Genomic DNA, 25,743 nt, shown 5'->3' on the forward strand with positions numbered 1-25,743 from the left:
GCTCGGCGGTCGCCACGGTGCGGTGGTTCCAGCGTCGCTGAGGTTCTCCGCTACGGTGGCCCCGTGACCTTACGAGTCCTGGCGTACATACCAAGCCCCCCGCAGGGCGTGTGGCACATCGGCTTTTTCCCGCTGCGGGCCTACGCGCTGTGCATCATCATCGGCATCGTCGTCGCCATCTGGTGGGGCGAGCGGCGCTGGCGCGACCGCGGCGGGCAGCAGGGCGCGATCCTTGACGTCGCGATGTTCGCGGTGCCGTTCGGTCTGGTCGGCGGCAGGCTCTATCACGTCGCCACCGACTGGCAGAAGTACTTCGGCGCCGACGGTGACCCCAAGGCGGCGCTGGAGATCTGGAACGGCGGCCTCGGCATCTGGGGCGCGGTGGCGCTCGGTGCCGTCGGCGCCTGGATCGGTTGCCGGGTGTATCGAATCCCGTTGCCCGCGTTGGGCGATGCGATCGCGCCGCCGATCCTGCTCGCCCAGGCCATCGGCCGCCTCGGCAACTACTTCAACCAGGAACTGTACGGCCGCAAGACCGACCTGCCCTGGGGCCTCGAGATCTACTTCCGCTACGACGACAACCTGAAGCCGGACGCGATGAACGGCATCTCCAACGGCGTCGTCGACAAGGTCGTGCACCCGACGTTCCTGTACGAGCTCGTCTGGAACGTGCTGATCGTGGTGCTGCTCGTGCAGCTGGACAAGCGCTACCGGATCGGCCACGGCCGCCTGTTCGCGCTGTACGTCGCGGGTTACAGCTTCGGCCGCTTCTTCGTCGAGCTGATGCGCGACGACGAGGCGACCAAGATCGCGGGCATCCGCATCAACTCGTTCACCTCCGCGCTAGTATTCCTCGCGGCCATCGCCTATTTCGTGTTCGCGACCAAGGGACGCGAGGCCGCCGAACAGTTGCAACCATCGACGGAACGTCGTCCATGGCCGTGGCAGATCGGTGCGTTGCGCGCGGCGGGTGCCGCGTCCGCGGCGGCCATGGCCTCGGATCGGGTTGAGCTGGAGAAGGATTCGGCCGTGGCCACCGACGGCGCGACGGCTACGGACGTCCTCGAGCCGGACAAGTTGAGCGAACCCGTCGACGACCCGTCCACCGAGACGACAACCAGCACCGACGCGGAAAAGACCGCCGACACCACTGCGGCGACGACCACGTCGAAGAGTGTCGCGGATTCCGACAAGTCCTGAATTCGACGGTGCCGCCGCCGATTACGCGGCGGCACCGTCGTATCCACCCTCGAGGTTGCTCCGAATTTCCCGCCGCGGATAACGGCGACGTCTCACCTGCGATAACACGGGGGAGTGCCGAGGGATACGGGGCGACAAATCACACCGGTCCGACCACAATGACTCGTGATCGTCGCGAGCATCTTCCCCGCTCGGCAGATCGATCAATGCCAGGCAGAGGGTGCCTTGCACGAATGAGGAGGACATTAGTGACCGACCCCTACCAGCAGAACAACCCAGGTTTCGGTGGACCGCAGTACGGTCCGCCCGGTACGGGGCCGGATCTGAACAAGCCGCAGGACACCGCCGCGATGCCGCAGTTCGACGCGCAGCCGCCCGCCGACCAGTTCGCCCAGCCGCAGTACGGTCAGCCGCAATACGGCCAGCCGAATCCCTACGGCCAGCAGCCGGGCGGCTACCCGCCGGGCGGGTACGGCCCGCAGGGCTACAACCCGAACGATCCGGAAGCACCGTGGGGCCGTGACCAGTTCGGTGTTCCGTTCTCCGACAAGCAGAAGCTGATCGCCGGTCTGCTGCAGATCTTCCTCGGCGCGTTCGGCATCGGCCGTTTCTACACCGGCTACACAGGCATCGCCATCGCCCAGATCGCGGTCACCTGGCTGACCTGTGGCATCGGCGGCATCTGGCCTTTCGTCGACGGCATCCTGATGCTCGTCGGCAAGGTGCCCGACAGCGACGGCCGCCCGCTGCGCGACTGAGTCACGGGGACGGAAGCTGCGGGTACCGAGATGGCGGTGCCCGCAGTTGTCTTTTGCTGTAAACGGTTGCCCTGGTATCGATTCGGGGGACAAACGCGGTCATCTGGACGAGAATGCCTGCTGTCGCCGGGCGAGTCAGCCACTGTGGCGGCTACCTGGGGGGCGGCGAGGTGGCGCCCGAATCGATGAGGAGTACGGGTGACCGACCCATACCAGAATTACCCTGTGCCGCAGGACGGCCCGACGGGCCCCGACCTGAGTAAGCCGACGGACCGGCAGGTAGAACCGTTGGGGATGAACGGTTTCGGCCAATACGGGCAACCGCCCGCAGCCCACCAGATGAGCGGCTTCCCCGGGCCTCCGGCGTTCTTGCTCGGCATCGGCGATATCGCGATCTCCGAAGGTTTCGTCAGCACCCCCGCCGGAATCCTGCCGTTGCGTGGCGCGATGTGGACCGCGACCGATATGTCACAGACCGCGGAGCGAACCCCGGGCTATGCGGTCGTGCTGGCGATACTCTTCTTTCCGTTCTGCTTCATCGGCCTGCTCTTCCTGCTGATCCGTGAGCAGAAGACAACCGGCTATGTGCAGGTCACGGTCACCAGCGAGGGCCGATATCACTCCACGATGATCCCTGTGCAGAACCAGCAGACGTTCCCCATGGTGCTGCACCAAGTCAACTACGCACGCACACTCAGCAGCAGGTAAGTCGGCGAGTGCAACCCTTTCGCGCACCATGATCGATATAGGGTCCTTCGGATAAGTCCCGGCGTAGCATGAGCCGGATTTGCGTGTTGTGCGTGGGATGTCCGCGTACCGAAGAGAGGGAACCCGTGCGTCGCAAGCTGTTCGCCGCCGCCATGCTCGCCATCGTCGCCGCCACCGGGCTCACCGCCTGCGGTAGCAGCAGCGATCCGAACGTGTTGAAGGTCGGCACCGAAGGCACCTACTCCCCGTTCAGCTTCCAGGGTTCCGACGGCAAGATCACCGGCTACGACATCGAGGTGATCCAAGCCGTCGGCGACAAGCTCGGCAAGAAGGTCGAATTCGTGCAGACCCCGTGGGACGCCATCTTCGCCGGGCTCGAGTCCAAGCGCTTCGACCTGGTCGCCAACCAGGTGACGATCAACGACGAGCGCAAGGGCAAGTACGCGCTGTCCGCCCCGTACACCACCTCCGACGGCGTGATCGTCACCCGCGCCGACAACAACGGCATCACCACCCTCGCCGACCTGAAGGGCAAGACCTGCGCCCAGTCCGCGACCAGCAACTGGGGCAAGGTCGCCACCAACGCGGGCGCGAAGGTCGAGGCGGTGGAGGGCTTCGTGCAGGCCATCCAGCTGCTGAAGAACGGCCGCGTCGACGCCACCGTCAACGACACCCTCGCCGTCGGCGAGTACACCAAGAAGACCGGCGACACCGGAGTGAAGGTCTCGGGCAAGACCGGCGAGACCAGCCAGCAGGCCTTCGCCGCGCGCAAGGACGACGCCGTGATCAAGGACGTGGACAAGGCGCTGACCGAGCTGCGCGCCGACGGCACGCTTGCCAAGATCTCGGACAAGTACTTCGGCACCGACGTCAGCAAGTAGCCGACGCCCTCCATGGACCCCGCTACCAGGGAACTGATCTGGCACAACCTGTGGCCGATGCTGCAGGCGACCCTCAAACAGACGCTGCCGCTCACCGCGGTCAGCTTCGTCATCGGCCTGGCGATCGCGGTGTTCGTCGCGTTGGCCAGGATGTCACCGGTGTGGCCGGTGTCGGCGGCCGCCCGGTTCTACATCTCGATCATCCGGGGCACGCCGCTGCTTGTGCAGCTGTTCATCGTGTTCTACGCGCTGCCGCAGTTCGGTCTTGTCATCGATCCGTTCCCGGCGGCGGTAATCGCGTTCAGCCTCAATGTCGGTGGCTACGCGGCCGAGGTGGTGCGCGCATCCATCCTCAGCGTCGCGAAGGGGCAGTGGGAGGCCTCGCAGGCCCTCGGCCTGACGTATCCGCAAATGATGCGGCTGATCATCCTGCCGCAGGCCTCCCGCATCGCGGTCCCGCCCTTGTCCAACACCTTGATCTCGTTGGTGAAGGACACGTCGCTGGCCTCCACGATCCTGGTGACCGAACTGCTGCGCGTCGCACAGCTGGCGGCGGCGCCGACCTTCGATTTCTTCGCGCTGTACGGCGTCGCGGCCATCTACTACTGGATCATCTGCCTGATCCTCGGCTTCGGCCAGACCAGGCTGGAGACGCGCCTCGCCCGGCACGTCGCGACCTGACCGACCAGCCCGGCCACCCGCGTCGGGTGGCCGGGTGCCGCGGTCTCCCGAATCCGGCTACCCCGATCGCGAAATCACCCTCGATCCGCGCCGCCGTCGCATCCGAAACATCGTCGGCTCAGACCGCCCGATTTCACCCGATTCGGCACCGCGAATAACTACCAACGAGTAACATTCGAGTGCCGTTGTTTCGAATACCCGACGCTGGCCAGGCGCGTTGCGTAATGCGTAACGTTTCGTAGGTTTCGCCAAGTCGCGGTTCATTTTTTCACTCAGCTTTCACCTGGGGCACAGGCGGCCCCGGGTACCCGTCGGGACTAGGCTCTACCCGTGATGCGACGGACGAAGATTGTGTGCACGCTCGGCCCGGCTACTGCCACCGAGGACCGTATCCGCGAACTCGTCGAGAGCGGCATGGACGTGGCTCGACTGAACTTCAGTCACGGCGAACACGCGGATCACGCAGAGAACTACAAGAAGGTGCGGGCGGCCTCCGATCACCTCGGCAGAGCGGTCGGCATCCTCGCCGACCTCCAGGGACCGAAGATCAGGCTCGGCCGATTCATCGAGGGCAAGACCGTCTGGGCGACGGGTGAAGAGGTCAGGATCACCGTCGACGAGGTCGACGGAACCCACGACCGTGTTTCGACCACATACAAGGAACTCGCGCAGGACGCGAAGGCGGGCGACCGACTGCTCGTCGATGACGGCAAGGTCGGTCTCACCGTTATCCGAGTGGACGGCAACGACGTCGTCTGTCGGGTGACCGAGGGTGGACCGGTCTCCAACAACAAGGGTGTTTCGCTGCCGGGCATGGACGTCTCGGTGCCCGCGCTGTCCGAAAAGGACATCGAGGACCTGGAATTCGCGCTGAAGCTCGGTGTCGACTTCATCGCGCTGTCGTTCGTGCGGTCCCCGGCCGATGTCGAGCTGGTGCACGACATCATGGATCGGGTCGGCCGCCGGGTGCCGGTGATCGCCAAGCTGGAGAAGCCAGAGGCGATCGACAACCTCGAAGCCATCGTGCTCGCGTTCGACGCGGTCATGGTCGCGCGCGGTGACCTCGGCGTCGAGCTGCCGCTGGAGCAGGTGCCGCTCGTGCAGAAGCGGGCCATCCAGATGGCGCGCGAGAACGCCAAGCCGGTGATCGTGGCGACCCAGATGCTCGAGTCGATGATCGAGAACTCGCGCCCGACCAGGGCCGAGGCCTCCGACGTCGCGAACGCGGTGCTCGACGGCGCCGACGCGGTGATGCTCTCCGGCGAGACCTCGGTCGGCGCGTGGCCGATCGAGACGGTGCGCACCATGGCGCGCATCGTGCACGCGGTGGAAACCGAATCGACCAGGGTGCCACCGCTGACCCACGTGCCGCGCACCAAGCGCGGCGTCATCTCCTACGCCGCCCGTGATATCGGCGAGCGGCTCAATGCCAAGGCGCTCGTCGCGTTCACCCAGTCCGGTGACACCGTGCGCCGCCTGGCCCGGCTGCACACCCCGCTGCCGCTGCTGGCGTTCACCCCGCTGCCGGAGGTGCGCAGCCAGCTCGCGCTGACCTGGGGTACGGAGACCTTCATCGTGCCGATGGTCGACACCACCGACGCGATGATCCACCAGGTCGATGTAGCACTGCTGTCGATGGAGCGATACCAAAAGGGTGACCTCGTGGTAATCGTTGCCGGTTCCCCGCCGGGTACGGTCGGTTCTACCAACCTGATCCACGTGCACCGAATCGGTGAGGAGGACCATTAGTTGTGAATAGCTCCCTTGGAGGGTCGGTGGTCGATTCGTCGGCGGCCGGGAAGTCCGATCTCGACGTTTTGCTCGGTCTGCTCGATCTGGAGCAGATGGACGAGGACGTGTTCGTCGGTCAGCATCCGGAGAAGGTGTGGAGCCGCACGTTCGGCGGCCAGCTCGTCGCGCAGGCGATCATCGCGGCCGGCCGCACGGTCGGTGACCGGCCGGTACACGCGATCAACGCGCATTTCGTGCGCGGCGGCGATACCAAGAAGCCGATCGAGTACCGGGTCGACCGGCACCGCGACGGCCGTGCGTTCGCCAACCGCACCGTCACCGCTCTCCAGGACGATCAGGAGTTGTTCGTCATGCTCGCGGCGTTCCAGGACTGGAACAAGGGCCTTGAGCACGGCCACCCGCTGCCCGACGTGCCCGACCCGGAGTCATTGCCCCGGGTCGAGGAGAGCTTCCACGGCCTGGAAGACAAGCTGGCGATGTTCATCAAGGCGCCGCACCCGATCGACATGCGCTACACCAACGACCCGGCCTGGATCATGAAGGGCACGGGGGAGCGGCTCAACCACAATCGGGTGTGGATGCGCACCGACGGTCGGCTGCCCGACGATCCGCTGCTTCATGTTGCGACGCTTGGCTATTCGTCCGACACCACGGTGCTGGACTCGATCATCACCACGCACGGACTTTCCTGGGGACTCGACCGGATCGTGGCGGCGACGGTGAACCATTCGATCTGGTTCCACCGGCCGTTCCGTTTCGACGAGTGGGCGCTCTACGCCACCGAATCCCCGGTCGCGTCTGGCTCGCGTGGCCTGGCCACCGGTCGCTTCTTCTCCCGCGACGGGGAGCTGCTCGCCACCACCGTGCAGGAGGGGCTGATCCGCCACTTCCCGGCGCGGTCGCCGGAGCTGTAATCACCCGCTGAACTTCGCCGCATCCGCTTCCCGGCGGTAGATATGTCGGGAAGCCGGTGCGGCGCAGTCGTTTCGGGGTCAGATCCGTTCGCGCTCGATATCGAGGTCGACGTCGGCCCGCTGCCTGGCGCGGATCGAGAACGGGATGTTCTGGCCGGGCTCGGTGCGTGCGGCACCGTAGATCCCGTGCAGCAGTTGCTGTTCCAGCCCGGCGATGTCGGCGTCGGTGAGTTCGGCGGGTGAGCCGACCAGGCTCAGCGCGATCTCGTAGGTGCCGCGCTCGCCCGGCTCGTCGCCGGGATGCTCCATCCGCCACTGGGTTTCGAGCGTCACGTGGGTCGGATCGTCGGTGTCCACCGGTAGCGTGAAGCGCCACGCGAACACCTCGCGGTCCTGCAGGTGGTCGTCCACTACCTCGCGCACGGTCTCGACGACTCGTTCGAGGGTTTCCGGTGTCACATACACATGGAGCGAAACATCCGAAATGCGTTTCGGCATGTCTATTCCTGTCGTGTGTCGAACCAGCAACGGTGGAAGTTGGTGTCCGCGGGAGTGTAATACGTCCGGCAGGGAAATGGACATAGCAGCTCTGCATTGCTGTGTCGGAGAGTGTTATTTGGGTGGGTCGAAAGACTACCTGATGCGGTGCGCGGCCAGGAAAGAAGCCAGCGGTGGGGCCGCCTGGCCCGGCTCGATAACCAGGCCGGGACGCTCATCCGCGACCGGCCTGGTCTGCTCGTGCGGGGCCAGCGCGAGCAACAGCGGCACCAATGACTCCGCGATCCGGTCGCCGACCTCGCAGTACGCCTGCTCGGACAGCCCGACCGGGTCGGTGATGTTCTCCCGGCCGACGATCGACAGGTCGTTGCGGGCCCGGTGCAGTTCGGCGATCGAGCGTGCGCCGGTGACGTGCGCGATCCGGTGCGCCTCCAGCAGCGTGAAGGTGCGCGAGGCGACGCCGAAGCCCATCTCGCTCACCGTGTCGCGCAGCTGCTGGGTCATGGTCAGCACCAGATCGGCGTTGTCGACCATCTCGTCCTTCAGCCGCCTCGCCTTGAAGCCGCTCGCGTCCGCACCGAGGCCTTCGATGGCTTGCGCGGCCAATGGTTCGGCCGGAAAACCGACCAGCGCACGGGTTCCCGCGCTCTCCGCGGTCAGGTTCGGCAAGCCGTGTTCGACCGCGAGCGCGCGGGTGAGGCGCTCGGCAATCACAGAACGGCAAACATTGCCGTTGCAGACGAACAGGACGTGCATAGGAATACGGTAATCGCTCGATAACGCTGCTGATGTCCGAAAACCTCCGAAACGCGCGGTCTGGAGCAATATTCATCTACAGGTCAGATGCCGTACACGGGACGCGGCGCACATGAGGTGTGCGTCGCATTTATAAACGATCATGTTCGACTGTGTCCCTGTGCACTTACCCCATGACGGGATCACCGAAACGTCGCGTTGTGATTGCGTCGTGATACGCCAGCGTAACTAGTACTCGTTCGATTGGGTAACTAATCGAGTTCGCTACTGTAGTAAGTCTTTTCGTCAACCACCGGCGCTACCTTGGCCGGCTTGTCCTGCACCCGACCCCTGGTGGAGAACATCCGCCCGCGTGAGGCGATCACCGGAGCGAACCGCGTCAGCCCCGTCTTGGCGTCCATGTCGTCATACATCGCGTCGATGCCACCCTGCATGAAGTACGCCTCGTGCCAGAACCCGGTCCCGCCCGAGTCCTGCAGGAACTTCTGCCACCAATCCCGGTGCGGCGCCGACCGAGTCCACCGTTCCAGACTGTCCAGGTCCCGCCAGTACTGCCGCGCCCCCCAGTGTGGCGGAAACAGCGACCAGATCACATCCTCGTGCGACAGCAGCCCCTCCGGCCGATCCTGGTGTGAGCTATACAGTTTCGGCCCAAGCCCAAGCAGCCGCAGCATGCCGCGCGCCTTGCGCACCCGCATCCCGAGATAAATAACAACAAGATCCGGATACCCACCCAGATCCACCGTGTTCCGGTTCACCCGCATCGCAACCTCCGCTGATTTGGGCGTCTATCGCCCACCCTACGCGTGAATACGGGCCGTATGAACAATCAGTTCGATACACCTCGCCTGCGGTGCGGCCCAGTTGATCCGATGCTGAACGGGCCGAGTACCGACGCAACCCGACAGCGCTGAGCACGTCATATGCCGTACCCACCTTTATCTCCCACAGCTTCGGTCACGCGTCGACCAGTTCCAGCGGGGTCAACGGGCCGTGATTGCGGACTCGAGCATGATTGGCGATGAAGCCGCTCAATGTGGATGCCGCACACTGCTTCTCGCCCCGCACACGAAACCGCCAGCACTTTCGTACGCGGCACCACAAGAAGTGCGCGCATGGTGCATTCGTCGCGCGACGAAGGGTGTGGAGGGTGTGCGGGTCGCAGAAAGGCTGCGCACTTAATGCACGGGCGCGCGGCAGCGCGAGGTCGCCGCCGCACCGCCGCCGAGTTGTATTCCTATGGTGCGCATACCCGTACGGTCCGCAGCGGGACATGTCTGCAGTTGTGTAAGCGGGAGCGCGGCCCGAGCGCAACCACTTCTACGCGGCATGCGCTCGACGGCGACCTGCCCACGGCCGCAACCACAACAAGGGGTTCGGGGCGCCGAACGGGGTCATGACGGGGCGACTTGGTGGGGATTTGCTGGCGGGTAGTTCGATTGCCGTTGGGCCGGTGACCCCACGCTGTCGCGCGGACGATCTGCCTGATCGGGACAAACTAGACCTCAGCAACCACGATGGTGGCGGCGTGGAGGTCGCTGACAACGAGCACCGTTCTTCGGAGGTCGCCTGGACCGCGCAACGGTCGAAGTCGAGGCAACGTGTAATTGCATCAGGCTCTATATGCAACTTGTAGTTGCCACATCTGACGTAGGCAACCTAGAGTTGCATCATGACCGCATCTTCGAATGCTCCCATCTCCCTGGACACACTCATCGACCATGTTCGATCCGGACTGCAGAAGTCTCCGGCATTGGACCGGCTGACCCGATCCGTAGATGTATCCGCGCATCTTGGCGAACTTGGCGACGCGCTGGTCGGCCACTTCGTCGACGAATCGCGTCGAGAAGGCGCGACCTGGGCACAAATCGGCCAACAGCTCGGCGTCAGCCGCCAGGCGGTGCAGAAACGTTTCCTCCCCGACGACGACTCCCGGCTCGACCTCCAAGGCCGAGCTGCCCCCGGCCTGCAGGAGGTCGTCTCCGCCGCCCACGAGGAGGCCCAGCGACGACGCAAAACCTACCTCGGCACCGAACACTTGCTCCTGGCCATACTCGCCCGGCCCGATGACCCGGCGACACTAGCGCTGGCAACCTGTGGCCCCTCAGCCGAAACTGTCCGCGCCGCCGTCGACGGCCGTATCGGGATCCCTACCGGCGAGCCTCTGCCCGACGACACGCCATTCACCCGGCTCGCAATGACCGCCCTGCAACACGCATCACGCGAGGCACTTCGCGCCGACTCCGCCACCGTCGACACCGGCCATCTGCTCCTCGGGCTCATCACCGTCGGTGCGGGCCTCGCCCACGACGTGCTTGTGGCACTAGGCATCGGCTACGAGCCGCTACGCGACACCCTGCGCAATTCCGCCAAGGGCTGACGCTGCTCAATCCACAAGTCTTGACAAACATCTCAGCCCGGAAGTTGGTCGCCCGGGAGTTTCGGTTTAACGGTGGATCCGGTCTCGGTGTGGGTTAGTTCCCGGTCGGGTGGATCCGGCCTTCGAAGGTGATGGCGAAAGCGTTGAGGGCCGGTTTCCACCGCATCGCCCATCGTGCCCGGCCATGACCGGTGGGGTCCAGGGAACGGGTCACCAGATACAGGCATTTCAACGCCGATTGCTCGCTGGGGAAGTGCCCGCGGGCGCGGATCGCGCGCCGGTAGCGGGCGTTCAATGATTCAATCGCGTTGGTGGAGCAGATGATTCGCCGGATCTCGACGTCGTAGTCGAGGAACGGTGTGAACTCGGTCCAGGCGTTGTTCCAGAGTTTGACGATCGCCGGGTAGCGGCCACCCCATTTCGTGGTGAACTCGCCGAACCGTTCGCGGGCCGCGGCCTCGGTCGCCGCGGTGTAGACCGGTTTGAGGTCGCGGCTCATCTCGGCCCAGTGCTGACGGCCCGCGTAGCGGAAACTGTTGCGCAGCAAGTGGATTACGCAGGTTTGCACGATCGTGCGTTCCCAGACGGTGTTGATCGCCTCGGGCAGCCCCTTGAGTCCGTCACAGACGGCGATGCAGACGTCGGCGACGCCGCGGTTCTTGAGCTCTGTGAGCACTTGCAGCCAGAATTTGGCGCCTTCACCGCCCTCGCCGGCCCACAAACCCAAGATGTCGCGTTCCCCGGCGGTGGTGACGCCGATGACCACATAGATCGGGCGGTTGGCCACCTGACCATCTCTGATCTTGACGTGGATGGCATCGATGAACAGGACCGGATAGACGCGATCCAGGGGCCGGTTGCACCAATCGACCATCTCCGCGACAACCTTGTCGGTGATCGTCGAGATCGTGTCCTTCGACACCGAGGTTCCATAGATCTCGGCGAAATGCGCCGAGATCTCGCCGGTCGTCAGTCCTTTCGCGGTCAACGACAACACGATCTCGTCCACCCCCGACAGTCGCCGCTGACGCTTGCGGACGATCTTGGGTTCGAACGAGGAACTCGTATCGCGCGGGACATCGATGTCGACCGGACCGATCTCGGTGACCACGGTCTTGGATCGAGTTCCGTTGCGGGAGTTGCCACTTCCACGCCCAGCCGGGTCGTGCTTCTCATAGCCGACGTGCTCGGTCATCTCCGCTTCCAGCGCGGTTTCGAGCACGGTCTTGGTCAGTTGGTTGAGCAGCCCGCCCGGCCCGACCAGATCGATTCCTTGTTCCTTGGCCTGAGCGAGCAGCTGCTGGGCCAGCTTCTTGGTGTCCACCGCATCGTTGGTCACGGCATCGAGTGTCTCCGACATTCGTCGGTCCTTCCTGCCGAACCATCAGGTTCGGCCAATCGGACCGAGATCAAGATCCGCCGTTATCCCGACACTCCCGGTCGCCCCGTTCGCCACGCCTGGATGTCTGGGCACTTCCATCTCTGCTTTCTCCTACTGGCCATTCGGGAGCTGAGGGAGGTCGTATCTAAGGGAGAACCTGGCTGACCGCTGCCGTCGTGCCTATTAGGTTTGTGGTCTGACGATGCCGTATAGGGCGGGAATTGCATCATTCGGGGGACACGTGATCAGCCAACTCATAGCCGTTGGGGCTGTACTCGTCGGAGCATCGGCGACGTATGTGGCCACTTATCTGCTGAACCGACAACGTAATCGGTTTGAGCTGTCCACAAGGTGGGACGGTAAGAAGCTCGATCGGTTGAAGGGGTTGTGCCGCATGATCTTCGGCATCATGCGGCTTCGTTGACAATCAGCGCCGGGCCAATCTCAAGGTGGTCCAAAGGATCTCGGGCGCAGTAGTGGCGCACGACTGACTAGCGGGTTGGTGTCCTTGGTTGGGATTCGATCGCGTCGTGCGCAGCCGCGGACTCCTTGCGGACCGAGTCCGGTCGGGGAGCTTCTGATCCGGAGGCAGACTTGAGCAGGTTTCCGGTGTCCTCGATTAGTCGGGGCGGGCGTCTCACTTCGCGTTCAGTATTCGTCTGTCGGGTGTGTGCACGGCAGTTGTGTCGCTCACGTGTCGCTGAAGCTGTTACCCGCTGGGCGCGCCTTTGAAGATGTCCAGAATCGAGGTGGCGAGCGGAATCAGTGTGTGGCATCCGGTTCCGTGGTCAGCTGGAGGAGGTCGGCGGGATGCACAACCCGACATGTGAGGGAGTTCGATGTCTCACCCCAGATGTTCATGACGGCTGCAAACAGCTCATCGAGTTGTCCGCTGGCGACTGCGCCCCGCGATCGACTTTTACTCCAGTCCACATTCCGCCATGTGCCTTCGGATGTTCTGCGTGTCGCGTTGACGAGGGGGTGCAGTGATGCCTGCAGGCGATGCTCCAACCCGAGGCCGACCTCTTGCACTCCGAGTGTTTGTAGTGGTACTTCGGCCTCCGGAAGTCGGGGCCACGAGATCACGACGATGCGGCTCCAGATCTCAGGTGGGAAGGTGTTGGCTAGGTGGTGGCTCTCACCGACCGGCAGGTCGCGCAGCCGCCGCTCGGCCTTGCTGGTTTGCCCGACGTACAGCAGTCCCCACTCCAGCCACACCCCGTACACCACGTGCCCAGATATGGTTGGTTCGCCGCTATCGCCGCTGCCTGTAAGCGCTTGTCCCAGTTTGTGCGCGAACTGGTATCTCGTGTGCCGCCACGACTCCGCGGCCTCTTTGGTTGCGGCAAGCTCCTGAAGTGCATGACGCCAACCGCTGAATGCCGATTCTTGCATGGGGCCACGGTAACCCAGCCCGACCGCGTCATCGGGTTGGTTTCGAACTGTGGTGGCAGGATGTTCCGTGATCGGTGAAACAGACGACCGGTGCGACTTTCGTTGCGGATTCGCATCGGTTTCCGTTGGGGCACTTACTACTTGAGTTCGGCGTCATTTGTGCCGAGGACGCCCGCGGTCGTTCGGAGGTGTTCGTGGTGCTTGCGGCGATAACTCGTGCAGCGAACGGGACATTATGGCGGGAACGTGCGAGTGACGGCGCCGTCATGTCCCGTTCGGCGTCAGTTCTCCTGCTCCGGGTTCTTCTTCAGGATGGTGGCCGCCGCGAGGTCGGCGAGGTAGATCGAATTTCTGCTTGACGGCTTCGATTGGCAAGTCGGCGACAACCCGTTCGAGGTTTCACGCGCCTCGCAGCCGTGGGCCAGCGATGAGCAGCGTGAGCCGCGGTGGGATTGAAGGGGGTTGTGCCGCATGCTCTTCGGCATACAGCGGCTTCGTTGGCGGATCAGTGCAGGGGGCCAATATCAAAGTCGTCCAGCGGACGCTCGGCCACGAAACCGCGACGACGCGGCATGCGATCGATCACGACCTGCCCACGCAAGCAACCACTGCAAGGGGAGTGGTGGATCGGGACTTGCCCACGTAAGCAACCACTGCAAGGGGAGTGGTGGATCGGGACTTGCCCACGTAAGCAACCACTGCAAGGGGGGCGGTGGATCGGGACTTCCCCACGGACGCAACCACTGCAAGGGGGGTTCGGGGGGCGAAGCCCCGCCGAGCGGGGTCCGGGGGTTGCACCCCCGGTGTAATGACGAGACAACCCCGTCCGCGCATTCCGCGGACAGGGTTGACCCATTGTCGAGTGCCGAGTGTGGGACTCGAACCCACACGTCCTTTCGGACAACGGTTTTTGAGACCGTCGCGTCTGCCAGTTCCGCCAACCCGGCGCACCGGGAGGAAATGATAGCGGGTGGGGTGGGGTTGGACCTAACTGGTTGGGTTTGGGGGCGCGCGCGGGCGGTTTGCCCTGGGTATATGCGTTCTATGCCGAAGTGAAAGGTACTCTTTACATCACTCGATAGCGCGGTGGTGGGGTCGATGGTCGGCTAGTTGGACCAACGTCCACTCTGCCGTGTGTCGGGACAGGCATCTGAACCAGAGGGGTCTACCTATGAGCACAGCAGCAGGGGGCGCAAGCACTAAGCGCGACGCGGGGGCGAAGCGGGTTGTCGTCGCAGAGGATGAAGCGCTCATCCGCATGGACCTGGTCGAGATGCTGACCGAAGAGGGTTACCTGGTGGTCGGTGAGGCCGGTGACGGCCAGCAGGCGGTGGATTTGGCGGTGGAGCATCGGCCGGATCTGGTCATCATGGATGTGAAGATGCCGCGCCGTGATGGTATTGATGCGGCCGCCGAGATCGCGTCGAAACGTGTTGCGCCGGTGGTGATTCTGACCGCGTTCAGTCAGCGTGATCTGGTCGAGCGGGCCCGTGACGCTGGTGCGATGGCCTATCTGGTGAAGCCGTTCACCAAGTCGGATCTGGTGCCCGCGATCGAGCTGGCGGCCAGCCGTTTCCATGAGATCACCGCGCTGGAGGGCGAGGTGGCGAACCTGTCGGACCGGCTGGAGACGCGCAAGCTGGTGGAACGAGCCAAGGGTGTGCTGATGCAGACGCAGGGTCTTTCCGAGCCGCAGGCATTCAAGTGGATTCAGCGGACTGCGATGGATCGCCGGACTACGATGAAGGCGGTTGCCGAGGTCGTGTTGGAGAACCTCGCGCCCAAGTGACGGGCAGGGTCCGCTGAGCGGACCGCCGCGGTCGATCCGGCGGGGCACGGCGCGACGAAGGACTGTGCCCGTGTGGGCTGATTAGTCGTGGATTTTACGCGCGCGAAACGCAATCGTGAACAAAAATTCGATGCGATGTTGCGTTCATGATCCGAATGTGATGCGGAACTAACGTATGAACGCTAGGTTCTGATCGGGCTGACGTGGTCGGCCTCCTCGGTGATGCCGGGGGAGCACAGGACTTAGAGGTGAAACGTGCTTAGTTCGACATGGCACAGTCGTACGACGCGAGGTGTTTTGGCTATCGGCGCTGCCGCCGCGCTGGTGCTGACCGGATGCAGTGACAAATCGACCAGCACCGGTACGGATTCGTCCGGCACCAGCGGCGCGGCCGGGTTGTCGATCGTGCCGGTGGAGCAGGTGGACATCAACGGCAAGGCGGTCCCGAAGACGGATCCGGCGAAGGCCGCCGATCCCGCCGGTGACGGCAAGGCGACCTGCCCGGCCGGTACGACCATCGCCTTCGCGGGCGCGTTGACGGGCCCGAACGCGGCACTCGGGATCAACATCAACATGGGTGCCAAGCTGGCGCTCGACCAGCACAACAAGGCCAACCCTGGCTGCCAGATCCAACTGAAGTCGTTCGACACCGAGGGTGACCCGCAGAAGGCAACCCAGGTGATCCCGCAGGTCGTCAACGACAAGTCGATCATCGGCCTGGTCGGCCCGGCGTTCTCGGGTGAGACCAAGGCGACCGGCAAGATCCTGAGCGACGCGGGCCTGGTCTCGGTGACCTCCTCGGCCACGAACGCCACCCTCACCCAGAACGGCTGGACCACTTTCTTCCGCGGCCTCGCCAACGATGACGTGCAGGGTCCGTCGGTCGCGAAGTACCTGACCGGCACCGCGGGCTACAAGAAGGTCTGCGTCATCCAGGACAACAGCGACTACGGCACCGGCCTGGCCAAGAGCATCACCGACGGTCTCGGTGCCGCGGCCGACTCGGCGTGCTCGTCCAGCATCAAGACCGGTGACAAGGACTTCTCCGCGACGGTCACCAAGGTCGTCTCGGCCAACGCCGACGCGGTCTTCTACTCCGGTTACTACGCCGAGGGCGCGCCGCTGGCCCAGCAGCTGAAGTCCGGTGGTTTCAAGGGTGTCTTCGTCGGCCCCGACGGTGTCAACGACCCGCAGTTCCTGTCCCAGGCGGGCAGCGCGGCCAAGGGCGCGACGCTGACCTGCCCCTGTGGTCCCGCGCCGGATAAGTTCGCCAAGGATTACCAGGCTTTCAACGGCCAGCCGTCGGGTGTGTACTCGGTGGAGGCCTACGACCTGTCCACGATCCTGGCCAAGGGCATCGACGGTGGCAAGCTCACCCGCCCCGACCTGCTCGAGTTCGTGAAGTCCTATGACGGTGCCGGTCTCGCGCGCCAGTACAAGTGGAACCCCAACGGGGAACTGAGCAACGCGCTCATCTGGATCTACACGGTCAAGTAACCCACAGCACGAGATCGCGCAGCACGTACCGGGGTTCGCGCGAATCCCAGTACGTGCTGCTGTGTCGTCACGGGTGAATGAATGAGGGCGAATTAACGAATGACTTCAACGGCATTGGCCGGCGTTGTACAACTCGCTGGCGGATCAATCGACTTCAACTATGAGGGAGTGATCCACGATTTCTGGCGACTGACCGTCGACGGATTGTCCTACGGTGCGATCTACGCACTGGTCGCGGTGGGCTACACCCTGGTCTACGGCGTTTTGCGGCTGATCAATTTTGCCCATTCCGAGATATTCATGCTCGGCTTGTTCGGCCAGTACATCGGTTTGATGTTGCTCGGCTTCTCACCGAGCGGTGATGTCTACTCGCAGGGCATCATTCTCACGATTACCTATCTGGCGTTGGCGATGATCTTCGGCATGGCGGTGTCCGGCGCCGCCGCGGTCGGGTTGGAGCGCGTGGCCTATCGGCCGTTGCGCAGGCGCGGCGCCAAACCATTGATCTTTCTCATCACCGCTATCGGCGCCTCGTTCGTGATCCAGGAGATCGTGCACTTCGTGTTGCCGAAGATCTGGCCGAGCGTCGGCGGCACCAACGCGCAGAAGCCGATCATGCTGGTGGAGCCGACCAAGCAGTTCAGCCTCGGCGGCGCGGACATCACCAACGTGACGCTCGTGATCATCGGCGCCGCAGTGATTTTGGCGATCGCCACCGAATTGCTGATCAATCAGACCAAGTTCGGCCGCGGCATCCGGGCCGTCGCGCAGGATCCCGATACCGCGACGCTGATGGGCGTCTCGCGGGAACGAATCATCATGCTCACCTTCCTCATCGGCGGCGTGCTCGCCGGTGCGGCGGCGCTGCTGTACGCCCTCAAGATTCCGAACGGGATCATCTACTCGGGCGGATTCATCCTCGGCATCAAGGCATTCAGTGCCGCGGTGCTCGGCGGTATCGGCAACCTGCGTGGCGCGCTGCTCGGCGGCCTGCTGCTCGGGCTGGCAGAGAATTACGGCCAGATCCTGTTCGGCACCGAATGGCGCGACGTTGTCGCGTTCGTGGTGCTTGTGCTGGTGCTGATGATCCGGCCGACCGGCATTCTGGGTGAGAGCCTCGGGAAGGCGCGAGCATGACGGACACCAAAACCGCTACCCCGCCGATCAAGCCGGAACGGCCGATGCACGGCGTCGGCGACAGCCTGCGTTCCTGGTGGAGCGGTCTGTCCCGACCGGCCCAGTGGGCCGTCGGCGTTCCCGCCATCATCCTGTTGGCGTTGCTTCCACTGTTCCCGCCACCGTTCCTCGATACTCCTGGCACCAGCTTCGGCGGCGTGATGGCGCAGTTCGCCATGTACGCGCTGCTCGCCGTCGGCCTGAATGTCGTTGTCGGACAGGCGGGTCTGCTAGACCTCGGCTATGTCGGCTTCTATGCCGTCGGTGCGTACACCGTCGGCCTGCTCACCAGTCCCAACAGTCCGTGGAATCAGACGGACGGCGGCTGGCTGAGCGAGGACTGGGCCTGGCTGGCCTGCCTGCCACTGGCGGCGGCGGTCACCGCGGTATCCGGTCTGATCCTCGGCACTCCGACGCTGCGGTTGCGCGGCGACTACCTGGCGATCGTCACGCTCGGCTTCGGTGAGATCGTCCGGCTGCTCGCCGACAACCTCGGTGATGTGACCAACGGCAGCCTCGGCCTGTCCGGCATCGCCTACCCGCACCTCGGCGAGTCCGCGCACAAGCAGAACGGCGTGTTCTCCTCCGGCAATGTCGGAAACTCGGACACCTCCAACATCTTCGACAAGGCCAACGCGGGCACCTGGTGGTTCTGGGTGGGCATGATCCTGGTGATCATCGTCCTGCTGATCGTCGGCAACCTGGAGCGCAGCCGGGTCGGCCGGGCCTGGGTGGCGATCCGCGAGGACGAGGACGCGGCCGAGATCATGGGCGTGCCGACGTTCAAGTTCAAGCTGTGGGCGTTCATGATCGGTGCCGCGGTCGGCGGACTCTCCGGCGCGCTGTACGCGGGTCAGGTGCAGTTCATCAATCCGACCGGGTTCAACATCATCAACTCGATGCTGTTCCTGTGCGCGGTCGTCATCGGCGGGCAGGGCAATAAGCTCGGCGTGATCGTCGGCGCGTTCATCATCGTGTATCTGCCGAACCGGCTGCTTTCCGTGCAGGCCGTCGGGCAGACCGCGACCGGATGGGTGGTGCTCGTGTTCTCCGTCGCGGTCCTGATCGCGTTGATCATGGTGTGGCGCAGGTGGGCTCGTGATCAGGAACGGCCGATCCGGCTCGGTTATCTGGCAGGGTCGATCGTCGCGGTCGTTGTGCTGCTCGTCGTGCTCGGCAATGTGCTGAAATTCCATGAGGCGGGCGCTCAGTCGCTCGGCGACTACAAGTATCTGTTCTTCGGTATCACGCTGATGGTGGTCATGATCTTCAAACCGCAGGGCCTGTTCCCGGTCCGGCAGAAGCTGCTCGCCTACGGGCGTCAGGTGTACCAGGCTGTGCGTAAACCGTTCGGCGACCAGGCGTTCGGAGCGACCCGATGACCGGGCCCGGCGCCGGTGGCGCACTGTTCGACAACGAGGACATGGCCGCGGGTTACGTGGCCGAACCCGAGGCGGCGCCCAGTGCCGGTGTGGTCGATCTGACCGCGGTGATTCCGGATCTGGCCGATGCCGAGACGGTCGCGGAGGTCGTCGCCTCCAGCCGGGAGATCGAAACGGCCGTTGGTGCACCGCTTTTGCGCACCGAGGAGCTGACCGTCAAGTTCGGCGGTCTCACCGCGTTGGACGCGGTGAGCTTCGAGATCCGCCGCGGCGAGATCCTCGGGCTCATCGGGCCCAACGGTGCCGGGAAAACCACCTGCTTCAACGCGATCACCGGTGTGTACCGGCCCGCGTCGGGCACGGTGTACTTCGACGGCGCGCCGCTGACGAAGACCAAGCGCAACGCCATCACCCGGCTCGGCATCGCGCGTACCTTCCAGAACATCCGGCTCTTCGGCGAGATGACCGCGCTGGAGAACGTGGTGGTCGGCACCGACGCCAGGCACAAAACCTCGGTGCCAGGCGCCATCTTCCGCACCAACCGGCATCGCCGCGAGGAACACGACGCGATCGAGCGGGGCATGGCGCTGCTCGAATTCGTCGGCATCGCACCGAAAGCGGTGGAGAAGGCACGCAACCTGTCCTACGGCGATCAGCGCAGGCTGGAGATCGCCAGGGCGCTGGCCACCGAGCCGAAGTTGCTCTGCCTCGACGAGCCGGCGGCCGGATTCAATCCGAGCGAGAAGTCGGCGCTGATGGATCTGATCCGCAAGATCCGCGACGACGGGTTCACCGTGTTGCTGATCGAGCACGACATGCGCCTGGTAATGGGCGTGACCGACCGGATCGTGGTGCTCGAGTTCGGCCGCAAGATCGCGGACGGGCTGCCCGCCGATATCCGGGAGGACCCCGCGGTGATCGCCGCCTACCTCGGTGTGCCCGACGACGGCACCGAGTCGGGGACGGCAAGCGCGCACGGGACGGACGGGTAGGAGCAGCGATGGCATCGCACAGAGAACCGGATCAGCAGACCGTCGAGGCGACCAAGGGCAGTTCTGACGCGCTGCTCGAGGTCACCGACATGGTCGTCAACTACGGCAGAATCCAGGCGCTGCACGGGATTTCGCTGCAGGTGGCGGCGGGCGAGCTGGTCACACTGCTCGGCGCGAACGGCGCGGGCAAGACCACGACCATGCGGGCGCTGTCTGGCCTGCTGCCGCTGACCCGTGGCCGAATCATGTTCCAGGGCCGCGACATCACCCATATGAAGGCGCACGAGCGGGTGGGTGAGGGCCTGATCCAGGCACCGGAGGGCCGGGGTGTTTTCCCCGGTATGACGGTGCAGGAAAACCTCGATATGGGTTGCTACGGAAGGCCGTTCAAGCAGAAGGCAGAATACAACCAGACGCTCGAGTGGGTGTTCGAGCTGTTCCCGCGCATGTCGGAACGGCGCAAGCAGATCGGCGGCACCCTGTCCGGCGGCGAGCAGCAGATGCTCGCCATCGGTCGTGCGCTGATGGCGCGGCCGCGGCTGCTGTTGCTGGATGAGCCGTCGATGGGCTTGGCGCCCATGATCATTCAGCAGATCTTCCGGATCATCACGGAGATCAACCAGCAGGGCACCACGGTGCTGCTTGTCGAGCAGAACGCCCAGCAGGCGCTCTCGCGCAGCGACCGCGCCTACATCATGGAGACCGGCGAGGTCACCAAGACCGGCTCCGGCCGCGAGCTGCTCACCGACCCGTCGGTGAAGTCGGCGTACTTGGGCGTCGGATAGTCCCCGGTGTAAAACCCCAGTGCCGCAAGGCCGTCCTCGAGGCATGATCGTGACCATGAGTGGTCATGATGAGCTGACAGGTCTGGCCGAGCGGTACTGGGACACCTTCCTCGAGGCCAAACCCAGCGACGCGACACTGCTCGGCGACCGGCGGTTCGATGACCGCATCGAGGATCTGTCCGCGGCTGCCGACGAGCGTTTGCTCGCGACCTGGCGCGAGTTGCTTGGGAAGGTCGACGCGCTCGACGCTGAGCAACTCGACGAGACCGATCGAATCACCCGCAGTCTCTTGCGCACCGAATTGACCGGTGTGATCGACCGGCTGGAGTGGCGGCCGCTGGAGCTGGCCTCCGATCAGATGGAGGGCGTGCACGCCTACGCGTTGACGTTGGCGCCGCAGACCAACGCGCCGACGCCGGGCAGTGCGCGGGCGCTCGTCCTGCGGTTTCGGCAGTACGGCGACATGCTGGGTCAGGCGGTCGAACGGTTCCGCGACGGCCTCGCCGCAGGTCGCACGCCGGCCAGGATCACCCTCGAACGGTCGCTGAACCAGCTCGACGGATACCTGGCCTCGGAGCTGTCGGCGGATCCGTTCGTCACTATCGCCGGTCCACCGGAGTGGGACGGCGAAGCGTTCTGGCGGGCCGAATTGACCGACGTGGCAAGGGACATCATTCGCCCGGCGTTTCAGAGTTATCGCGAGGTGCTGTTCAACGAGCTGCTGCCCGCGAGCCGTCCCGACGACAAGCCGGGCCTGTGCTGGCTCGGCGCGGATGGCGAGGACATCTACCGCCGTCAGCTGCGGTATCACACCAACCTGCCCGATCTCGGTGCTGACGAGATCCATGAGCTCGGCCTGACCGAGCTGGCGGCGCTGCGCGAGGAGTACACGACGATCGGCGAGCGTTTGTTCGGTACCGCCGAGCTCGGCGAGATCTTCGCCAGGCTGCGCGACGATCCGGCGCTGTGTTACGTCGATGGTGAGCAGATCATGTTCGACGCACGCCACGCGGTGACCGCGGCGAACGCCGAGATGGGTAACTGGTTCGGCAGGCTGCCCAAGGAAACGTGCGACATCGTCCCGGTGCCGGATTTCCTCGCCGCGGACGCGCCGCCCGCGTATTACTTCTCGCCCGCCGCGGACGGTTCCCGGCCAGGCACCTACTTCGTCAACACCTCCCATCCCACCGGCCGCGGCCGATTCGAGACCGCCTCGGTGGCCTTCCATGAGGCCATCCCCGGCCACCACCTGCAGCTCACCATCGCCAACGAGCTCGACCACCTGCCCCGCTTCCAGCGCCAGTCCTACGCGAACACCGCGTTCGTCGAGGGCTGGGCGCTGTACACCGAGCGGCTCGCCGACGAAATGGGCTTGTACGAGGACGATTTGGGCCGCCTCGGCATGCTCGCCGGCGACTCGTTGCGGTCCTGCCGACTGGTCGTCGACACCGGCCTGCACGCGAAAGGCTGGAGCAGGCAACAGGCCATCGACTTCATGGTGGCCAACTCGCCCGCCGGCATCGCCGAGATCACCACCGAGGTGGACCGCTACATCGGTATGCCTGGTCAGGCCGTCGGCTACAAGGTCGGCCAGCTGGAGATCCGCCGTCAACGCCTGCTCGCCACCGAGCGCCTCGGCAGCGCGTTCGACATCAAGGTCTTCCACGACAAGGTCCTCGGCTCGGGCTCGGTCAGCTTGCCTGTGCTGCGGGAACTCGTCACGTCTCTGGTGTGAGGTTCCGGGACCGGGTCGGGGCTTCGGCGTCCGACTCGGTCTCGGTCTCCGCTGGGAAAACGGATGGTTAACGGCTGGCCGGGTGTCGGCGTATCACCTTGTCGGTGCTGGTCCCTAGACTCTGTGGCGTGAGTTCACCCACGACTGCTCAGCGTCCTGCCACCGCGTCCGGCTCCGGCGATTCCGTGTCGGGTGACCGGCCGACTCTGCTGTTGTTGGACGGGCATTCGATTGCCTATCGCGCGTTCTTCGCGCTACCGGCGGAGAACTTCAAGACGGTGACGGGGCAGACCACCAACGCGGTGTACGGGTTCACCGCGATGCTGATCAACCTGCTGCGCGACGAGAAACCGACGCATATCGCGACGGCGTTCGACGTGTCGAGGAAGACCTTCCGCACCGAGGCGTACCCGGAGTACAAGGCGAACCGTTCGCAGACGCCGGACGAGTTCCGCGGGCAGGTCGAACTCACCAAGGACGTGCTCGGCGCGATGGGCATCCCCGTGATGGCGATCGAGGGCTTCGAGGCCGACGATCTCATCGCCACCTTGACAACGCAGGCGGTGGCGCAGGGCTTCCGGGTGTTGATCGTCTCCGGCGACCGCGACGCCATCCAGCTGGTCAACGACAATGTGACGCTGCTGTACCCGAAGAAGGGTGTCTCCGATCTCACCAGGTTCACCCCCGACGAGGTGTTCGCCAAGTATGGCCTCACCCCGTCCCAGTACCCGGATTACGCGGCGCTGCGCGGTGACCCGAGCGACAACCTGCCCGGCATCCCCGGTGTAGGGGAGAAGACCGCGGCCAAGTGGATCCGCGAATACGGCGACCTGAACAGCCTCGTCGACAAGGTGGACGAGGTGAAGGGCAAGGTCGGCGACTCGCTGCGCGCCAACCTGAGCAGCGTGGTGCTCAACCGTCAGCTCACCGAGATGATCCGCGACGTGCCGCTGCCCTACACGCCGGATCAGCTGGCGCAGGCGCCGTGGGACCGCAACAAGATCCATCAGCTCTTCGACGACCTGGAGTTCCGCGTGCTGCGGGACCGGCTGTTCGAGACGCTGGCCCCGAAGGAGCCAGAGGCCGAGGCCGGCTTCGAGATCAGCGGCGGCGCGCTCGAGGTCGGCGCGGTCGCGGGCTGGCTCGTCGAGCACGCGAAAGCCGGTGTCCGGCAGGGTGTCTCGGTTGTCGGCAGCGGCACCCCCGGCGGCGGTGACGTGCGCGCGCTCGCCATCGCGGCGGGCGACGGCGAGAGCGGCTACATCGACGTCGCCATCCTGACCCCGGAAGACGAAGCGGCACTTGGCGCTTGGCTCGCCGACCCGGCCGTGCCGAAGGCGCTGCACGAGGCGAAGTCCGCCATGCACGCGCTGCGTGGCCGCGGCTGGACCCTCGGCGGGCTCACCAGCGACACCGCGCTCGCCGCCTACCTGGTCCGTCCCGGCCAGCGCAGCTTCAACCTCGACGACCTCTCGCTGCGCTACCTGCGCCGCGAGCTGCGCGCCGAGACCGACGAGACCCCGCAGCTGTCGCTGCTCGACGACGAGGACACCGTCGACGCCGAGCTCGCGCAGACCGAAATGCTGCGCGCCAGGGCGGTCGCCGACCTCGCCGACGCGCTCGACACCGAACTCCAGCAGATCGAATCCGTTCCGCTGCTGGAGGATATGGAGCTGCCGCTGCTCAGCGTGCTCGCCAACCTGGAGGACGCGGGCATCGCGGTCGACACCGACCAGCTGGAGACGCTGCAGCGTCAGTTCGCCGACAAGGTGACCGAGGCGGCCAACGCGGCCTACGAGGTGATCGGCAAGCAGATCAACCTCGGCTCGCCCAAGCAGCTGCAGGTGGTGCTGTTCGACGAGCTCGACATGCCGAAGACCAAGCGCACCAAGACCGGCTACACCACCGACGCCGACGCGTTGGAATCGCTGTTCGAGAAGACGGAGCACCCGTTCCTACAGCATCTGCTGGAGCACCGCGACGCGACCAGGCTGAAGGTCACCGTCGACGGTTTGTTGAAGTGCGTCGCCGACGACGGCCGCATCCACACCACGTTCAACCAGACCATCGCCGCCACCGGCCGCCTGTCATCCACCGAGCCGAACCTGCAGAACATCCCGATCCGCACCGACACCGGCAGGCAGATCCGCGACACCTTCGTCGTCGGCTCCGGCTACCAGTCGCTGATGACCGCCGACTACAGCCAGATCGAGATGCGCATCATGGCGCACCTTTCCGAGGACGAGGCGCTGATCGAGGCGTTCAATTCCGGCGAGGACCTGCACACCTTCGTCGCGTCCAAGGCATTCGACATCCCGATCGCCGAGGTGACCCCGGAGCTGCGCCGCCGCATCAAGGCGATGTCCTACGGCCTTGCCTACGGTCTCAGCTCCTACGGCCTCGCCGCGCAGCTGAAGATCAGCACCACCGAGGCCAAAGAACAGATGGACGTCTACTTCGACCGCTTCGGCGGCATCCGCGACTACCTCTACGAGGTGGTCGAGCAGGCCCGCAAGGTCGGCTACACCTCCACCCTCTTCGGCCGCCGCCGCTACCTCCCCGACCTGGACTCCAGCAACCGCCAACGCCGCGAAGCCGCCGAACGCATGGCTCTCAACGCCCCCATCCAGGGCACCGCCGCCGACATCATCAAGGTCGCGATGATCAACGTGCACAAGGCAATCCAGGAAGCAGGCCTGCGCTCCAGGATGCTCCTGCAAATCCACGACGAATTGCTCTTCGAGGTAGCCGAGGGCGAGAAAGAAACCCTCGAAGCCCTCGCCAAGAAACAAATGGCCGCCGCCATCCACCTCTCGGTCCCTCTCGACGTCTCGGTTGGCACCGGCCGCAGCTGGGACAACGCCGCCCACTGACCGCACCGATGCCGCGCGCCGGCCTATTCGACGCGCGGCATCAGCAGAACTTAGTTACGTTTCGTACTCGAATGCCCTGAACTGCATTCGCGCAGAACTGAATTGCGCAGACCTCCGCACCGCGACCAGCTCTAAACTCGCACGATGCAAGGTTCCACCGAATCTCGTCATGCAGATGAAGTGGCCCGGCATCCTGCTCAGGACAGCCAA

At 64.7% G+C, this 25,743-nt stretch carries 22 protein-coding genes and 1 tRNA gene; 16 read left to right on the forward strand and 7 right to left on the reverse strand.

Annotated elements, in window-relative coordinates; genetic code table 11:
• Positions 1 to 63: 63 nt before the first annotated feature.
• The 7 genes from lgt to OG203_RS40025 all read left to right on the forward strand — a co-directional run bounded on the left by lgt (position 64) and on the right by OG203_RS40025 (position 6,894).
• The gene (lgt, locus tag OG203_RS39995) at positions 64 to 1,200 is read left to right on the forward strand and encodes a prolipoprotein diacylglyceryl transferase (RefSeq protein ID WP_405162389.1); all 1,137 of its coding nucleotides are present in this window, start codon (positions 64 to 66) and stop codon (positions 1,198 to 1,200) included.
• 248 nt (positions 1,201 to 1,448) lie between these two features.
• Entirely contained in the window at positions 1,449 to 1,958 is a 510-nt protein-coding gene (locus OG203_RS40000; protein ID WP_405162390.1) for a TM2 domain-containing protein, read from the forward strand.
• Between the two features lie 198 nt (positions 1,959 to 2,156).
• Positions 2,157 to 2,666: a hypothetical protein gene (locus OG203_RS40005; protein WP_405162391.1), complete on the forward strand. Its 510-nt coding sequence runs from the start codon at positions 2,157 to 2,159 to the stop codon at positions 2,664 to 2,666.
• Positions 2,667 to 2,818: 152 nt separating this feature from the next.
• Positions 2,819 to 3,547, forward strand: a complete 729-nt coding sequence (locus OG203_RS40010) for a transporter substrate-binding domain-containing protein (protein WP_405168151.1) — start codon at positions 2,819 to 2,821, stop codon at positions 3,545 to 3,547.
• A gap of 12 nt (positions 3,548 to 3,559) precedes the next feature.
• Entirely contained in the window at positions 3,560 to 4,228 is a 669-nt protein-coding gene (locus OG203_RS40015) for an amino acid ABC transporter permease (RefSeq protein WP_405162392.1), read from the forward strand.
• 330 nt (positions 4,229 to 4,558) lie between these two features.
• Positions 4,559 to 5,977 (forward strand): pyruvate kinase, encoded by a 1,419-nt coding sequence (gene pyk / locus OG203_RS40020; protein ID WP_186818892.1) that lies wholly within the window; start codon positions 4,559 to 4,561, stop codon positions 5,975 to 5,977.
• Between the two features lie 95 nt (positions 5,978 to 6,072).
• Positions 6,073 to 6,894, forward strand: a complete 822-nt coding sequence (locus OG203_RS40025; RefSeq protein WP_405168152.1) for an acyl-CoA thioesterase — start codon at positions 6,073 to 6,075, stop codon at positions 6,892 to 6,894.
• A 78-nt stretch (positions 6,895 to 6,972) separates the two neighbouring features.
• On the opposite strand, the gene OG203_RS40030 is transcribed toward OG203_RS40025, so the two are convergent.
• From OG203_RS40030 to OG203_RS40040, 3 genes are all read right to left on the reverse strand, one after another.
• Positions 6,973 to 7,392, reverse strand: a complete 420-nt coding sequence (locus OG203_RS40030; protein WP_405162393.1) for a hypothetical protein — start codon at positions 7,390 to 7,392, stop codon at positions 6,973 to 6,975.
• 135 nt (positions 7,393 to 7,527) lie between these two features.
• Complete coding sequence (locus tag OG203_RS40035; RefSeq protein ID WP_405162394.1) at positions 7,528 to 8,148, reverse strand: low molecular weight phosphatase family protein; 621 nt, start codon at positions 8,146 to 8,148, stop codon at positions 7,528 to 7,530.
• 251 nt (positions 8,149 to 8,399) lie between these two features.
• Entirely contained in the window at positions 8,400 to 8,912 is a 513-nt protein-coding gene (locus OG203_RS40040; protein ID WP_405162395.1) for a monooxygenase family protein, read from the reverse strand.
• A gap of 908 nt (positions 8,913 to 9,820) precedes the next feature.
• Between OG203_RS40040 and OG203_RS40045 the strand changes: the two genes are divergently transcribed.
• The gene (locus tag OG203_RS40045; protein WP_405162396.1) at positions 9,821 to 10,528 is read left to right on the forward strand and encodes a Clp protease N-terminal domain-containing protein; all 708 of its coding nucleotides are present in this window, start codon (positions 9,821 to 9,823) and stop codon (positions 10,526 to 10,528) included.
• Between the two features lie 94 nt (positions 10,529 to 10,622).
• Here the strand turns inward: OG203_RS40045 and OG203_RS40050 are convergent, their stop codons facing one another.
• From OG203_RS40050 to OG203_RS40065, 4 genes are all read right to left on the reverse strand, one after another.
• A complete protein-coding gene (locus tag OG203_RS40050; protein WP_405162397.1) occupies positions 10,623 to 11,888 on the reverse strand; it encodes an IS256 family transposase in 1,266 nt (421 codons plus the stop codon).
• 783 nt (positions 11,889 to 12,671) lie between these two features.
• Positions 12,672 to 13,304 (reverse strand): hypothetical protein, encoded by a 633-nt coding sequence (locus OG203_RS40055; protein WP_405162398.1) that lies wholly within the window; start codon positions 13,302 to 13,304, stop codon positions 12,672 to 12,674.
• A gap of 281 nt (positions 13,305 to 13,585) precedes the next feature.
• Positions 13,586 to 13,789: a hypothetical protein gene (locus tag OG203_RS40060; protein ID WP_405162399.1), complete on the reverse strand. Its 204-nt coding sequence runs from the start codon at positions 13,787 to 13,789 to the stop codon at positions 13,586 to 13,588.
• A gap of 378 nt (positions 13,790 to 14,167) precedes the next feature.
• Positions 14,168 to 14,251, reverse strand: a tRNA-Leu gene (locus OG203_RS40065).
• A 224-nt stretch (positions 14,252 to 14,475) separates the two neighbouring features.
• Between OG203_RS40065 and OG203_RS40070 the strand changes: the two genes are divergently transcribed.
• From OG203_RS40070 to polA, 8 genes are all read left to right on the forward strand, one after another.
• Positions 14,476 to 15,093: an ANTAR domain-containing response regulator gene (locus OG203_RS40070; RefSeq protein ID WP_150406672.1), complete on the forward strand. Its 618-nt coding sequence runs from the start codon at positions 14,476 to 14,478 to the stop codon at positions 15,091 to 15,093.
• Between the two features lie 297 nt (positions 15,094 to 15,390).
• A complete protein-coding gene (locus OG203_RS40075) occupies positions 15,391 to 16,590 on the forward strand; it encodes a branched-chain amino acid ABC transporter substrate-binding protein (RefSeq protein ID WP_405162400.1) in 1,200 nt (399 codons plus the stop codon).
• A 99-nt stretch (positions 16,591 to 16,689) separates the two neighbouring features.
• A complete protein-coding gene (locus OG203_RS40080; protein WP_405162401.1) occupies positions 16,690 to 17,727 on the forward strand; it encodes a branched-chain amino acid ABC transporter permease in 1,038 nt (345 codons plus the stop codon).
• Entirely contained in the window at positions 17,724 to 19,148 is a 1,425-nt protein-coding gene (locus tag OG203_RS40085; protein WP_405162402.1) for a branched-chain amino acid ABC transporter permease, read from the forward strand. The genes OG203_RS40080 and OG203_RS40085 overlap by 4 nt, the downstream gene beginning before the upstream one ends.
• Complete coding sequence (locus OG203_RS40090) at positions 19,145 to 20,140, forward strand: ABC transporter ATP-binding protein (protein ID WP_405162403.1); 996 nt, start codon at positions 19,145 to 19,147, stop codon at positions 20,138 to 20,140. Before OG203_RS40085 ends, OG203_RS40090 begins: the two co-directional genes overlap by 4 nt.
• A gap of 8 nt (positions 20,141 to 20,148) precedes the next feature.
• Positions 20,149 to 20,925: an ABC transporter ATP-binding protein gene (locus tag OG203_RS40095; RefSeq protein ID WP_405162404.1), complete on the forward strand. Its 777-nt coding sequence runs from the start codon at positions 20,149 to 20,151 to the stop codon at positions 20,923 to 20,925.
• Positions 20,926 to 20,980: 55 nt separating this feature from the next.
• Entirely contained in the window at positions 20,981 to 22,660 is a 1,680-nt protein-coding gene (locus OG203_RS40100) for a DUF885 domain-containing protein (RefSeq protein WP_405162405.1), read from the forward strand.
• 128 nt (positions 22,661 to 22,788) lie between these two features.
• Entirely contained in the window at positions 22,789 to 25,533 is a 2,745-nt protein-coding gene (polA, locus tag OG203_RS40105) for a DNA polymerase I (protein ID WP_405162406.1), read from the forward strand.
• Positions 25,534 to 25,743: the final 210 nt, after the last annotated feature.

Origin of the sequence: Nocardia sp. NBC_01499 (genome assembly GCF_045040275.1) — a bacterium.
Classification (GTDB): Bacteria; Actinomycetota; Actinomycetes; order Mycobacteriales; family Mycobacteriaceae; genus Nocardia.